Raw genomic sequence first — 12,913 nt, 5'->3', positions numbered from 1 at the left:
CTAGTCGACTCTCAATAATCCATGTGGACTATATGCCTCCGGACAGTTCGCCGCAATCGAGTTATAAGCCCATGTATGCGTACATGACGAAGGCCTGGACCGCCTGCGGTCCAGGCCTTGTGAACAAGCCTCAGCTCTCGGCGAGAGCCTCCGTGAGCCGATCGAGCGCCCAGTCGAGGTCGGCCTCGTCCACCACGAGCGGCGGCGCGAGCCGGAGCGTCGTCTCGTGGGTCTCCTTGGCGAGCACCCCGCGTTCCATGAGCCGCTCGCTGACCGGCCGGGCCTTGCCGTTGAGCTCGACGCCGGCCCACAGCCCGCGTCCCCGTACCTCGTGGACCAGCTCGGACGGCAGCGCGCCGAGCCGCTCGTGCATGTGGGCGCCGAGCGTACGGGACCGCTCCTGGAACTCCCCGGTCCGCAGCATCGCGATGACCTCGCGCGCGATCGCGCAGGCGAGCGGGTTGCCGCCGAACGTCGAGCCGTGCTGGCCCGGCTTGAACACCCCGAGGATCTCCTGGTCGGCCACCACCGCGGAGATCGGCATGATGCCGCCGCCGAGCGCCTTGCCCAGGATGTAGACGTCCGGGACGACGTTCTCGTGCTCGACCGCGAACGTCGTGCCGGTACGGCCCAGCCCCGACTGGATCTCGTCGGCGAGCATCAGCGCGCCGGCGCCGGTGCAGATCTCGCGCACGGCGGTCAGGAACCCGCTCGGCGGCACGTTGACGCCCGCCTCGCCCTGGATCGGCTCGATCAGCACGCCGACCGTGTCCTCGTCCACGGCCGCGCGCAGGGCCGCCACGTCGCCGTACGGCACGGTGCGGAAGCCCGGGGTGAAGGGGCCGTAGGAGTTACGCGCGTCCGGGTCGGTGGAGAAGCTGACGATCGTGGTCGTCCGCCCGTGGAAGTTGCCCTCGAAGGTGACGATGTTCGCCTGCTCGGCCGGCACGCCCTTGACCTCGTACCCCCATTTGCGGGCGGTCTTGAGCGCGGTCTCCACGGCCTCGGCGCCGCTGTTCATCGGCAGGACCATGTCCTTGCCCGCCAGTTCGGCCAGCTCGGCGACGAACGGCCCGAACTGGTCGTGGTCGAAGGCCCGGCTGACCAGCGTGACCCGCTCCAGCTGACGCCGGGCCGCCTCGACGAGGCGCGGATGGCGGTGCCCGAAGTTGACCGCCGAGTAGGCGGCGAGCATGTCGAGGTACCGCCGGCCCTCGACGTCGGTGACCCAGGCGCCTTCGGCCTCGGCGATGACGACCGGCAACGGATGGTAGTTGTGGGCGCTGTGCCGCTCCGACAACGCGCGGAGATCGTTCGTGTTCAACGGCGGCTCCTTCGTCGACTCGCGGGGTCTCCGCGAGTGTCCGTTTTTCCAGGTTAGGTGCTGTTTACGGGCGGAGTTCAAGCGTGCAGCACTTGGGGCCGCCGCCCGCCTTGCGAAGCTCGGTCATCTCGACCGGGATCACCTCGTAGTCACGCTGCGTGAGTTCGGCCCGAAGTTGCGCGGCGTCGTGAGGGACGACCACGTGACGTCCGTCGCTGACCGCGTTGAGGCCGAAGGCGAGCGCGTCGTCCTCGGTCGCCTCGATCAGTTCGGGGAACAGCGTCTTGAGCTTGAGCAGCCCGTCGTCGTCGAAGGCCCCCGGGTAGTACGCCGCGGTGAACGAGTCGATCACGCACAGCGCGGTGTCGAGGTGGTAGAAGCGCGGATCGACGAGGGCCACGCTGACCACGGGGAGCCCGAACGCGTCGTGGAGTTCGTTGTGCGCCCGCGGATCGGTACGGAAGCCGTGCCCGGCCACGATCGCGCGGTAGGCGTAGACGTAGTCCCCCTCGCCCTCGTTGACGTGCACCGCGGGGGTGAACCGCGGGTAGCCGTGGCTCTCGAACCACCGCCGGTGCGCCTCCGCCTCCCCGTCGCGCTCGGGATGGCGGAACCGCGCGCCCATCACCATGCCGCCCACCACCATGGCGCCGTTCGCGGCGAAGACCATGTCGGGCAGGTGCTCGACCGGTTCGAGCAGGTGGACGGTGTGGCCGAGCGAGACGTACGTCGCGCGCAGCCGTTCCCACTCGGCCATGGCACGGTCCCGGTCGACCGGCGTGGACGGGTCCATCCACGGGTTGATGGCGTACTCGACGGCGAAGTGCTCCGGCGGGCACATCAGGTAGGTCCGCGCCGGCCGGCCGGACGGACCCGAGGGGCGCCCGGTCGTCTCCGGCGCGAAGCCCGTGGTGGCACGGGCAAAGGCCTGCATCGTCATTGGGTCTCCTGGCAATGCTGGATGCCCTTGGTGTTCATGAGGCATCACGTGCAGCGTAAAGTCGCGCTGGAGCGCAGACCAATAACGAAATCGGACGCGAGAGGGGCGGATCGTTGCGTCTTGACGACCTGGATCGGCGAATCGTTGCGTGCCTGCTGGAGGACGCCCGCCTGTCGTTCGCCCAGATCGGCGCCCGGATCGGCCTGTCCGCCCCGGCGGTCAAGCGGCGCGTGGACCGGATGCGCCACGACGGCGTGATCACGGGTTATGCGGCGGTCGTGGATCCGGCGGCGCTGGGCTGGACGACGGAGGCGTTCGTGGAGCTGTTCTGCGCGGGCCGCACGTCACCGGCGGAGATCTACGCGAGCATCCGGCGGCACCCGGAGGTCGTCGCGGCGTACACGGTGACGGGCGAGGCCAACGCCCTGGTGCACCTGCGGGCGCACGACATCCAGGGGCTGGAGGAGGCCCTCGAACGGCTGCGCAACGAACCGAACATCGTGCAGACGAAGACGTCGATCGTCCTCTCCCGCCTCCTGGGACGGCCGACCGGTGGCCCGGACACGTAGTCTGCGGGCGTGGACTTCGCGACCGCTGATCTCGTTGACGAGTTCGAGTCCGAGCTGACGGGCTGCTCGACGCAGTTCCGCTCGTACGGGGGGCGGTCCCGCTTCGCCGGTCCGATCGAGACGGTCCGCTGCCTGGAGGACAACGCCCTGGTGAAGCGGGTGCTGGCGACCCCGGGCGAGGGTCGCGTCCTGGTGGTGGACGGCGCCGGCTCTCTACGCCGCGCCCTGATGGGCGACGTGATCGCCGCCTCGGCGGTCGCCCAGGGCTGGGCGGGCGTAGTGATCAACGGCGCGGTCCGCGACGTACGGGCTTTGGCCGGGCTGGACCTGGGCGTCAAGGCGCTCGGCTCGAACCCGTGCAAGAGCCGCAAGGAGGGCAAGGGCGAGACGGGCGTCACCGTGTCCTTCGGTGACGCCGCCTTCCACCCGGGCGCGTGGCTTTACAGCGACGAGGACGGGATCGTCCTCGCCTCCCGCGCCCTCCTCTAGAGGATCGTGACCCTCGGCAGCGTTCCCTGGGCCTGAGCGCCCGCCGCATCCGGGGCGACGTGCCGGTTCTCGCCGTTCACGCTCGTGTCGATCCCGGTGATCCGCGGTGGCCCCATCGGGGAGAACAGATAGTCACCCGGCCGTAGGCGGCCGTCTTTCGGCACGGTGAGGGTGAAGGTCGCGGTCAGATGCCCGACGAGCGCGCAGTGGCTCGCGTCGTAGTGGCTGTCGTGCGCGAGATCCTTCTGCAATCCCACGTTCACGTCGACGCTCCGTCCGGTCGGCAGCCGCTTCTCGGGCCGGTCCGGATAGAAGGAGACATAGGCGTTGTTCCCCCGCTGGTTCCCCGGGATCACGAGATAGCTGAAGCTGCGGATGCGGGCGCGCCGCGCCCGCGCGATCATCTGGTCGTAGCAGCGTGGCGCCGTCGCGCGCTTGTCCGGAGGACCGGGGCTCACGGTGGTGATCCGCTCGGTCACGCGGACCGGCAGCCCCGGCCGGACGCGTGCCGGTGAGACCGTGAAGCCGTAGTCGAGGACGGGGCCGTCCGCCGTCGTGGCATCCGGATACGGCAGGAACGCACCCGGCCGGGTCACGGTCATGTGGACCGAGCCGGACGACGCGCCGCCGACCTGCGGTGTGGGCCAGACCAGGTAGATCGTTGACGCGGCGACCGCCGTCGCCACCAGCCCGCCGCCGACCTTGATCCCGGTGGCCTTCCCGAACAGGCCCTTCGCTCCGGCCTTCCCGGCGAGCCCGGCGGCGCCGTGCGCGAGGCCGGTGAGGCCCGAGGTCACCCCGAGCACGGCGGCCGGGAAGGCGGCGGCGAGAGCGGCCGTGGCCGCGCCGAGCGCGACCCAGCCGCGGCGCTCCCAGTCCGGGCCGTACGCGTCGGTGGCGATCCGCTCCAGCAGGTCGACGAACCGCCGCGCGTCCGGCGGGCGGTGGCCGGGGTCCTTGGCCATGCCGTGGGCGAGGAGCGGACGCAGCCGTTCGGGCACGGCCTGCGCCGGGATCGGCGCGGCCTCGTGCAGGCGCCGGAGCGTGGTGGTGTCCCCCGAGGCGTACGGCGGGACGCCGGTGACGCACTCGAAGAAGACACACGTGGCCGAGTACACGTCCGTCGCGGGAGTGGCCGGAGCGCGATTCCACTGCTCGGGGGCCATGTACGCGGGAGTTCCGGCGAACGTGCGCTCTCCCGCCAGCACGGCGATGCCGAAGTCGATGAGCTTGCTGTTCCCGTCGGCGGTGACCAGGACGTTCGCGGGTTTGTAGTCGCGGTGGACCACGTTGACGGCGTGCGCGGCCGCCAGTCCCAGCAGCGACCCCTTGAGAACGGTGAGCGCCGCCTCGGGGGACAGCGGACCGGGGTTCCGGCTCAGCACGTCGCGCAGGGCGACGCCGTCGACGGCCTCCAGGACGATCGCCGCGCCCCGGGACGTCTCGACGTAGTCATGAAGCCGCGCCACGTGCGGGTCCGCCACCCGGGCGAGCATGTTGACCTCGTCACGGAACATCGCCCGATGCCGCGCGTGGTCCAGGAGCTCGGGCGCCAGATACTTGATCGCCACGATCTCGCCCGTGGCGACGCGACGGGCCAGCACGACCCGGCCCTGGGCACCCGCGCCCAGCTGGTGGAGCTCTTCGAACCCGGTCAGCCGCCAGCGGCTCATCCGGGGCGGGACTCGGTCTGCACCTCACCGACCGCCAGGGTGTCGTTGGTCTTCATCGAGGTGGTGCGATCCGGGAAGTAGCCGCGCTCGGCGTCGCAGTCGCCCTGGCAGGTCCAGTAGATGTTCCAGGTCACGGTGACGGAGATGGCGTACTTCCCGTTCGGCTGGCCGGCGGAGGAGCGCTGGTAGGTGTACCCGCACGCGGTCCCGGTGCGGCTGCCCGCGGTCGTACAGGTGACGCTGCTCTCGCCCATGTTCCAGGTGATGTCCTTGGGGTCGGCGACCGCCGTCACCGTCGTCCCGAAAAGGGCGGCCGACGCCTCCTCGTGGGCGAAGTCATCGGGGTCGACCCACAGACCGGTCTTGAGCTGGACGTACGTCTTGCCCGCCGGTGACGTGTGGACATTCGGCGCGGGCAGGGCGAGCTTGGCGCGCGCGTCGTACGCGACGTCGATCGTGGGTACCCGCTGAACGGCCGCCGGCGCGTTGCCCGCGCCGAGCGTGTTGCAGTTGACCGCTCCCGGGCAGGGAGGCGGCGCCGTTCTGCCGTTCGCTCCACCGCTGCTCTTGCCCGGCCTGCTGGGGCTGGGAGGAGCGGAGTAGTGCTTCGTCGCGCCCACATGGACGCACAGGTCGCCGCAGGTGGAGGCGCCTGCCGGCGTGGGCGCCATGCCGAACGTGACCGTCGCGCCGGCGATGAGGATCGCGATGGCCGAGAATCGCCTGATCAGCATTTTTCGCCCTCCGTCGCTTCGGAGATCTTCCAGACGTCGTCGGAGTAACGCATGACCGCCTGATACTGGACCGTGCCGCCGCGCCACGAGGTCAGGCGCTTACCGGTCTTCGCCGAGTACTTGTAGGAACCAAGAGTGCGTACGCAGTCGAGGATCACCACGGTCGACAGATCGCTCGAACTGCCCTGCACCCGCGGATTCAAAATGTTGTGGAAACGCCAGATCAGCCCTTGGGCCCGAACGGCGCCGATGTCCTGGGTGACCTTGGACAGCAGCGGGTCCATGGCGACCGCGGAGAGCCCGCCGGCGTCATTGGTCTCATACGCCCGTTCGTAGGCGAGTTGGTAGGCGCGGTACGCGGCGAGTGCGGACTGCGGGGTCTTGGGAGCGGGGGCCCCCGCTCCCGGAGCGTCGTCGCCGGCGGTCGCACCACCCGTGGCGCCGGATGAGGATGCCGCCGAGGCACCGTCGCCGGGGGCTTGACCGTTCGGATGGAAGCCGCCGGTTTGCGCGCGGCTTCCGCAGGCCGCCAGCAGACCCATCAGGACCAGGGGGCCGACGCTCTTACGGAATCGCATGGTCAAATTCTCGCTGGCATCAGGGCAAAATTACCTGTTGAGCTTACTGAGGCCGTAGAGGTAAGAAAAGACCTTTGGCGGATCCGGGTAAACGGTCTTGACCTATTCCCGGGTTACAGCCGTCCGACGAGGCCGACCAGGTCAAGCCCGAGGATCATGTCAAGCTTGATCACTGTTTCGAACTTCGCGCCCGGGGGTACGGAGTCGTCTTCCGTCAGCCGGAAAAGCGTCGGAAAGATCGCCGGAGTGTCGAGATCGTCGTCCAGAGCGGCGACCGCCTCGCGGACGTACTCCCGGCTCAGCGGCCGTCCGGGCGACTCCGCCCAGCCGGCGACCCGGCGCCGCCACGAGGTGAGCGAGGCGTCCGCCTCCTCCAGGTCTCGCCTGGCCAGGTCCACGTCGGTCCGGTAGTGCCGCAGCAGGAGCGCCAGCCGTACGGCCAGCGGGTCCAGGCCGTCCGCGGAGGCGAGCGAGCAGCGCCCGACGGTCGGCCCGATGTGCACGTCGGCCGTCCCGGAGGTGAGCTCGGCGGGCCGTACGCCCAGGTCCGCGGCGCCGGGGACGTCGTCCCAGACGCCGATCGCGCGGAGCCGGTGATGGTCGGCGACGCGCCGGATCAGGTCACCGACCAGCAGCGCCCGCAGCCCGCCGGTGCACGCCACCCGTACGACACCGGGGCGGGCCGTCGTGATCTCCTCGGCGTTCCCCGTCTCTCCGTCGTACAGCCGCAGCACACCACGACCTTAGTTCAAACAACGGCGGCGAAGCGGAGTCGTACGTAGTCGGCCATCCAGCCCGACTCGCGGCGGAGCGCCGGCGCGGCGAGCTCGTTCACGCGGTCCAGCACCGGCCCGGCGACCTCGGGAGGCAGCTCCGCGATCAGCTCGGGCGCGTAGAGCCGCACCCAGTCGGCCGCGCCGTCCGGGCATTCGGCGAGGCGCGTCGGGCGGTCGAAGTACTCCATGAGCCGTACGGTGAAGCCGGCCTCCTCCAGGCGGGCGGCGTACTGGCCGGGAGTGGGGAAGTACCAGGGCAGCTCGGGCTCGGGGAGGCCGAAGACGCGCCAGGCGGTCTGTACGGCGGTGATCAGCGCCGCGCAGTTGCCCGCGCCGCCCATCTCCGCGACGAACCGCCCGCCGGGCCGCAGCGCCGCCCTGACCCGCGAGATCACCGCGGACGGGTCACGCGTCATCCAGTGCAGGGCGGAGTTGGACACGACGGCGTCGTACTGCTCGCCGGTGGTGAAGTCGTGCGCGTCGCCGACCGCGAACGACAGGTTCGGGTGCTCCGAACGCGCCGTGTTGACCATCTCGACCGACCCGTCGATGCCCAGGACCTCGGCGCCGCGGGCGGCGATCTCGACGGTCATCGTGCCGGTGCCGCAGCCGAGATCGATGACCCGCTCGTCGGGCTTGGGGTCGAGCAGGTCGATCAGCGGCGCGCCGTGGGCGGACACGTAGCCGAACGCTGTGTCGTACGTCGCCACGCCCCATCGCATGGGCGAAACATATCGGACATAGAGGTCAGGTGCCGGAACGTCTCGCATCGTGGATCGCCGACAGTGACCCGGGTCACGTGAGCGCGTCCGTACGAAGTTATCCACAACCCGCGCACACGCCTTCCGGCCCGGTCACGGTCACGCCAGGCTGTCTCGCAGACCGACTGCACCGGGAGGCCCCAGTGATCGACCTCGATATTCCCGAGACGGTCGCGACGCCGTTCGTCGTGGCCACCGACCAGCCGCCGCACGACCCGGTGACGGCCGCACGCGCCCGGGTGCGCCAGCCGTTGGCCGCCGATCTGCTCGGCACGCCCCTGGTCCAGATCTCCACGCTACCGGCCGGCGACTCCGGCTACGCGGAGCTCATGGAGGGCGCGGCGTGGGCGCGCCCGGCCGACCGCCCGTTACTGCACAAGTTCACGCACCACGTGGTGGTCATGGGCCACATCCCGCCGGTCTCCCAGCCCGGCCACGGTCAGGCCACGCGCGCCATCGCGCGCGCCGTGGCCGAGGCGTGCGAGGGCGTCATCTACGACGCCTGGTCCCATCAGGTGCTGCCGCACGACTTCCGCCACGGTGCGGAGCACCCGGAGTTCTGCCTGGCCGACGACTGGCTGGCGACGTTCATCACCGGAGGCGGGCACGACGACGGCACCGGTGCCCGCGACGGCGGCCTGAGCCTGGCGACCGCGGGCCTGCACCGCTTCGCCCTGCCGGAGCTGGAGGCGCGAGCGGTCCCGCTGAGCAACGTCTTCGCCGCGGTGACGCTGCTGCGGTGTCTGTCCGTCGTGCTCCTGTCGGAGCACTGGGACTGGCTGGCCTGCAACCCGGGCGCCCGCACCCGCCGCCTGGCGCGCCGAGCCCGCGTCGAGAGCCGCGACGTCTGGCGCTACTGGGCCGCCGCGCCCAGGCCCACGGCGGACGGCCGCGTCCAGGTCCAGCTGGACGAGAGCGGCGAGATCGGCCCCAGGACGCTCCCCTACCTGTCCGTCGGGCCACCGGACGACTTCGCCTCTCCGGCCTCCGAGTGGTGGAACGACGTGGTCGACCTGGCCATGCCCTACGTCCCCCAGGCTCCCCGCCGGACGGCCGCCTGACGGCGGCCTCTGTGCCCCTCGGGCGGTGCGGGCCGGCGCCCTCGCGGCGACGGTCGCGCCGGCCTCGACCAGAAGACGAAGGAGACAGCAGTGCCCCAGCTCGTGCTTTCCGTTCCGGAGACGGTGACGTCGCATTACGTGATCGCGACGAGCCGAATGCTCGACGACCCGGGCACGGTCGTGCCGTGGCGTGTGCCCGAGCCGTTTCGCGCCGCTGCCGCCGAGGCGCTGAGATCACCCCGGCTGGGCGTCTTCACCATCGGCGCGGACGAGGCGACGTGGCGCCTGGACGACCTCCTGGCCTCCGACGACGACCGCCGGAGAGTCCGCGAGTCGACACATCAGGTCCTGGTCGTCCACCGGGCAGCGACCGTCGACCAGCCCTTCGGCGAGCAGACCGCACGCGCGGTGGCCCGGGCGATCGCCGACGCCACCGACGGTGTCCTCATCGATCCTCAGGCCCGTCAGGTCGTCCTCCGCGACGGCCTCGCCCGGACGGAGCGCGGCTGGTTCCGGATGGGCGATCAGTGGTTCGGCACGCGTTACGACGTCGACGACACGTCGGCCCGTTCCGCGCACCAGGACGACCTCGACGGTGCGGAGTCCTGCTCCTGCCTGCGGATCACGCTGCTCGGCCTGCGGCGGTTCGGCCTGCCCGACCTGGTGATCGACGACATCGCCTGCGCGCACGACCTGCCGGCCCTCAGCCTGCTGCGCTCCCTGGCGTGCCGCCTGCTCACCGACCAGTGGCGGTGGGCCCGCCTGCACCCCGGAAAGCCCACCCGTCCGCTCGACGACCACCCCGAGATCGATCCGGAGGACTTCTGGACGTTCTGGGGCGCCACGCCGTTCGTCGACGGCCGCCCGATCACGGCCCGCCTGGTCCCCGTCTCGCGCGGCACCCTCAAGGTCATGCCGCCGGAGGACTATCCGGGCACCCGCGCGGCCTGGAGCCGACAGGTGCTCGTCCCGGCCATGCCTCCGCTGGTGGGCTGCCCCGCCGATGAGGACGCCCCATGGCCCCACCCCGCGCAGAACAAGGCGTGAACCACCTCTTCCGATGCGGGGGCGGTCCGCTCATGTCAGGCTTGCGTATCGGCTTCTAGAATCCGGTTCACCATCGGCCGCCGGTGCCGGCCGGTGTGGTGGGCGCGATCACGTCACGAGCAGGGAGCAGCAGTGTCGTACACCGAGATCGAGTACTCCGTCGCCGACCGGGTCGCCACGATCACTCTCGACCGGCCGGAACGGCTCAACGCGTTCACCTACGTGATGCGAGGCGAGTTGATCGACGCGTTCGACCGGGCCGACGCCGATGACGACGTTCGGGCGGTCGTGGTCACCGGGCGCGGGCGCGCCTTCTGCGCCGGTGCCGACCTCGAGCGCGGCGCGGGCACGTTCGACCACGACGCGGTCAAGGACGTTCCCGGTGAGCGTGAGGTGTTCGCGGACGGCGTCCCGCGGGACGGGGGCGGCACGGTCGCCCTGCGCATCGCGCGGTCGCTCAAGCCGGTCATCGCGGCGATCAACGGCCCGGCCGTGGGCGTCGGCGTCACGATGACGCTGCCGATGGACGTCAGGCTCGCGGCCGACGGCGCCCGGTTCGGCTTCGTCTTCGCCCGGCGCGGCATCGTCACCGAGGCCGCGTCGAGCTGGTTCCTGCCCCGGCTCGTCGGCATCGCCCAGGCCATGGAATGGTCGGTGACCGGCCGCGTCTTCGACGCCGACGAGGCGCTGCGCGGCCGCCTCGTCTCCCGGCTCTACCCCGCCGAGGGCCTCCTCGACGCCGCCTACGAACTGGCCGGAGAGATCGCCGCCAACACGTCGGCCGTCGCGGTCGCCGCCGTGCGCCGCCTGATGTGGTCCGGGCTCAGCGCTTCCTCCCCCTGGGACGCCCACCGCGCCGACTCGCTGCTGATGCGCGCGTTCGGCGCGGCGCCCGACGCCGCCGAGGGGGTCACCGCGTTCCTGGAGAAGCGCCCGGCCGAGTTCCCCATGAGGGTCGGCCGGGATCTGCCCGGCGACGTTCCCGTCTGGCCGGGTCCCGACCCGACCGGAGCGGCTTGAGCGATCCTCTGGCGAGCGGTGGTATCCCAGGAGATGGGAAGGCGCCGCGGCCGGGTGTTCAACCGCCGGGGTTCCGTGACGGCCTGCGACGCGGGGGAGGAGGCGGAACGACTTTGCCCGCCACGAGTTCGGTTTCGGTCACCGTGACGACGGAGCCGTCCCGGCGGCGCACCGTGAGCTCGCCCTGGGACCACGCCTGCAGGTCTCCGAGCACGTCGCTGTACGCTCCGTTAGGCAGCCGTCGACGGAGCGACACACGTCGCCCGACGTCGGAGGGGGATACCGAAACGACGTACCGGGCGGAGAAACGCGGTCCGATGTGACGCCCCCCATGTCGAAACGGTTGACTGATAACGGCAATACTAGGCAAGGAACCGCTGCGAGCCGTGGCGACGGCCACAGACGTTGAGGAGTACGACGTGACCTACGTCATCGCGCAGCCTTGCGTGGACGTGCTCGACAAGGCATGCATCGAAGAGTGCCCCGTCGACTGCATCTACGAGGGCAAGCGCATGCTCTACATTCACCCGGACGAATGCGTCGACTGCGGCGCATGTGAGCCGGTCTGCCCGGTCGAGGCGATCTTCTACGAAGACGACACGCCGGACCAGTGGAAGGACTTCTACAAGGCCAACGTGGAGTTCTTCGACGATCTCGGTTCGCCGGGCGGTGCGTCCAAGGTCGGCAAGATCGACAAGGACCACCCGATCGTGGCGGTACTGCCGCCGCAGGGAGACGAAGCCTGAGTTCGGATGAGAATGTCCGTGCGCCGTCCGTCCCTGCCGGACGGACGGCGCGCACGGCTGGGAGACGCATGATCAAGACGCTGCCGGACTTCCCGTGGGACCTGCTGGCCCCGTACAAGGACCAGGCGCAGCAACACCCGGACGGCATCGTCGATCTGTCGATCGGCACGCCGGTCGACCCCACCCCCCAGCTCGTACGCCGGGCGCTGGCCGAGGCCGCCGACGCGCCCGGCTACCCCGCGACCTACGGCACTCCCGCGTTGCGTGAGGCCGCGGCGGGCTGGCTCGCGCGCCGGCTCGGGGTGGCCGCCGACCCCGCCGCGATCCTGCCGGTCATCGGCACCAAGGAGCTCGTCGCGTGGCTGCCGACGCTGCTCGGCGCCGGAGCCGGCGACACCGTGGCGATCCCCGGCCTCGCCTACCCGACGTACGACGTCGGCGCGCGCCTCGCCGGGGCCACGTCGCTGGCGGTCGACGGGCTGCTCGGCCTCGGGCCGCAGACCCCGAAGATCCTCTGGATCAACTCGCCGTCCAACCCGACCGGCCAGGTGCTCCCCGCCGAGCATCTCCGCAAGGTCGTCGGGTGGGCCCGCGAGCGCGGCGTGATCCTCATCAGCGACGAGTGCTACGCCGAGCTCGGCTGGGAGGCCGAGCCGGTCTCCGTCCTGCGCTCGGACATCTGCGGCGACGACCACACCGGCCTGCTCGCCGTGCACTCGCTGTCCAAGCGATCCAACCTGGCGGGCTACCGCGCGGGCTTTGTCGCCGGCGACCCGACACTCGTCAAGGAACTTCTCGAGATCCGCAAGCACGCCGGGATGATCATGCCGGCGCCGGTGCAGGCCGCGATGACGGTCGCGCTCGAGGACGACGAGCACGTCGAGGAGCAACGGGCGCGCTACGCACGACGTCGCGAGTCCCTGCGCACCGCCTTCGAGGCGCACGGCTTCCGCGTCGATCACTCCGAGGGTGGCCTGTACCTCTGGCTGACCCGCGACGAGCCGTGCTGGGACACCGTGAAGACGCTTTCCGAGCTCGGCATCCTCGTCGCGCCGGGCGAGTTCTACGGCGCGCGGGGAGCGCGTCACGTACGCGCGGCGTTCACCGCGACGGACGAGCGGGTCGCCGCCGCCGTCGCGCGCCTCGCGGGCTGAGAGACCGCCTGGAACCCCATGCCCTGCTACGGGCGAGGATT

Annotated in this window: 15 protein-coding genes; 7 read left to right on the top strand and 8 right to left on the bottom strand. The window is 70.9% G+C overall.

Features of this window, described 5'->3' with window-relative positions; all coding sequences use genetic code 11:
• Positions 1 to 130: 130 nt before the first annotated feature.
• Together rocD and ddaH are read right to left on the bottom strand one after the other, a co-directional pair.
• Positions 131 to 1,324, bottom strand: coding sequence for an ornithine--oxo-acid transaminase (gene rocD / locus OG417_RS43075; protein ID WP_329241885.1), 1,194 nt, complete (start codon positions 1,322 to 1,324; stop codon positions 131 to 133).
• Between the two features lie 64 nt (positions 1,325 to 1,388).
• Positions 1,389 to 2,264 carry a dimethylargininase gene (gene ddaH, locus OG417_RS43070; RefSeq protein ID WP_329241882.1) on the bottom strand — a complete coding sequence of 292 codons (876 nt, stop codon included), beginning with the start codon at positions 2,262 to 2,264 and terminating at the stop codon, positions 1,389 to 1,391.
• Between the two features lie 113 nt (positions 2,265 to 2,377).
• Here ddaH and OG417_RS43065 point away from each other — a divergent pair, with 113 nt between their 5' ends.
• Together OG417_RS43065 and rraA are read left to right on the top strand one after the other, a co-directional pair.
• Positions 2,378 to 2,833 (top strand): Lrp/AsnC family transcriptional regulator, encoded by a 456-nt coding sequence (locus tag OG417_RS43065; RefSeq protein ID WP_329241879.1) that lies wholly within the window; start codon positions 2,378 to 2,380, stop codon positions 2,831 to 2,833.
• Positions 2,834 to 2,842: 9 nt separating this feature from the next.
• On the top strand, positions 2,843 to 3,322 hold the full coding sequence (gene rraA / locus OG417_RS43060) for a ribonuclease E activity regulator RraA (protein ID WP_329241876.1): 480 nt from the start codon (positions 2,843 to 2,845) through the stop codon (positions 3,320 to 3,322).
• Here the strand turns inward: rraA and OG417_RS43055 are convergent.
• From OG417_RS43055 to OG417_RS43035, 5 genes are all read right to left on the bottom strand, one after another.
• Entirely contained in the window at positions 3,319 to 4,995 is a 1,677-nt protein-coding gene (locus OG417_RS43055; RefSeq protein ID WP_329241872.1) for a serine/threonine-protein kinase, read from the bottom strand. The two genes, rraA and OG417_RS43055, sit on opposite strands and share 4 nt — an antisense overlap.
• On the bottom strand, positions 4,992 to 5,729 hold the full coding sequence (locus OG417_RS43050; protein ID WP_329241868.1) for a hypothetical protein: 738 nt from the start codon (positions 5,727 to 5,729) through the stop codon (positions 4,992 to 4,994). The genes OG417_RS43055 and OG417_RS43050 overlap by 4 nt, the downstream gene beginning before the upstream one ends.
• Entirely contained in the window at positions 5,723 to 6,271 is a 549-nt protein-coding gene (locus tag OG417_RS43045; protein WP_329241866.1) for a hypothetical protein, read from the bottom strand. The genes OG417_RS43050 and OG417_RS43045 overlap by 7 nt, the downstream gene beginning before the upstream one ends.
• Before the next feature lie 149 nt (positions 6,272 to 6,420).
• Positions 6,421 to 7,041 (bottom strand): hypothetical protein, encoded by a 621-nt coding sequence (locus OG417_RS43040; protein ID WP_329241863.1) that lies wholly within the window; start codon positions 7,039 to 7,041, stop codon positions 6,421 to 6,423.
• A 14-nt stretch (positions 7,042 to 7,055) separates the two neighbouring features.
• Complete coding sequence (locus tag OG417_RS43035) at positions 7,056 to 7,805, bottom strand: class I SAM-dependent methyltransferase (RefSeq protein WP_329241860.1); 750 nt, start codon at positions 7,803 to 7,805, stop codon at positions 7,056 to 7,058.
• Positions 7,806 to 7,987: 182 nt separating this feature from the next.
• On the opposite strand from OG417_RS43035, the gene OG417_RS43030 reads away from it, so the two are divergent.
• The 3 genes from OG417_RS43030 to OG417_RS43020 all read left to right on the top strand — a co-directional run bounded on the left by OG417_RS43030 (position 7,988) and on the right by OG417_RS43020 (position 10,972).
• Positions 7,988 to 8,905: a hypothetical protein gene (locus OG417_RS43030; protein WP_329241857.1), complete on the top strand. Its 918-nt coding sequence runs from the start codon at positions 7,988 to 7,990 to the stop codon at positions 8,903 to 8,905.
• A 90-nt stretch (positions 8,906 to 8,995) separates the two neighbouring features.
• Positions 8,996 to 9,952, top strand: coding sequence for a hypothetical protein (locus OG417_RS43025; protein ID WP_329241854.1), 957 nt, complete (start codon positions 8,996 to 8,998; stop codon positions 9,950 to 9,952).
• A 132-nt stretch (positions 9,953 to 10,084) separates the two neighbouring features.
• Entirely contained in the window at positions 10,085 to 10,972 is an 888-nt protein-coding gene (locus OG417_RS43020) for an enoyl-CoA hydratase-related protein (RefSeq protein WP_329241851.1), read from the top strand.
• A gap of 58 nt (positions 10,973 to 11,030) precedes the next feature.
• Here the strand turns inward: OG417_RS43020 and OG417_RS54645 are convergent, their stop codons facing one another.
• Entirely contained in the window at positions 11,031 to 11,372 is a 342-nt protein-coding gene (locus OG417_RS54645) for a putative acetyltransferase (protein ID WP_442875611.1), read from the bottom strand.
• A 19-nt stretch (positions 11,373 to 11,391) separates the two neighbouring features.
• Between OG417_RS54645 and fdxA the strand changes: the two genes are divergently transcribed.
• Together fdxA and dapC are read left to right on the top strand one after the other, a co-directional pair.
• Positions 11,392 to 11,718, top strand: coding sequence for a ferredoxin (gene fdxA, locus OG417_RS43015; RefSeq protein WP_329241848.1), 327 nt, complete (start codon positions 11,392 to 11,394; stop codon positions 11,716 to 11,718).
• Between the two features lie 71 nt (positions 11,719 to 11,789).
• A complete protein-coding gene (gene dapC / locus OG417_RS43010; RefSeq protein WP_329262998.1) occupies positions 11,790 to 12,872 on the top strand; it encodes a succinyldiaminopimelate transaminase in 1,083 nt (360 codons plus the stop codon).
• Positions 12,873 to 12,913: the final 41 nt, after the last annotated feature.

It is taken from the genome of Actinoallomurus sp. NBC_01490, from assembly GCF_036227085.1.
Lineage (GTDB): Bacteria > Actinomycetota > Actinomycetes > Streptosporangiales > Streptosporangiaceae > Actinoallomurus > Actinoallomurus oryzae.
The sequence above is the reverse complement of the archived record's forward strand: the minus strand, read 5'-3'. Positions and strand labels throughout refer to the sequence as shown.

What these genes read in the sequence shown, in the direction of transcription:
- OG417_RS43055 (WP_329241872.1), bottom strand. Translation starts at nt 4,995, where the DNA reads ATGAGCCGCTGGCGGCTGACCGGGTTCGAAGAGCTCCACCAGCTGGGC.
- OG417_RS43045 (WP_329241866.1), bottom strand. Translation starts at nt 6,271, where the DNA reads ATGGGTCTGCTGGCGGCCTGCGGAAGCCGCGCGCAAACCGGCGGCTTC.
- OG417_RS43050 (WP_329241868.1), bottom strand. Translation starts at nt 5,729, where the DNA reads ATGCTGATCAGGCGATTCTCGGCCATCGCGATCCTCATCGCCGGCGCG.
- OG417_RS43035 (WP_329241860.1), bottom strand. Translation starts at nt 7,805, where the DNA reads ATGCGATGGGGCGTGGCGACGTACGACACAGCGTTCGGCTACGTGTCC.
- ddaH (WP_329241882.1), bottom strand. Translation starts at nt 2,264, where the DNA reads ATGACGATGCAGGCCTTTGCCCGTGCCACCACGGGCTTCGCGCCGGAG.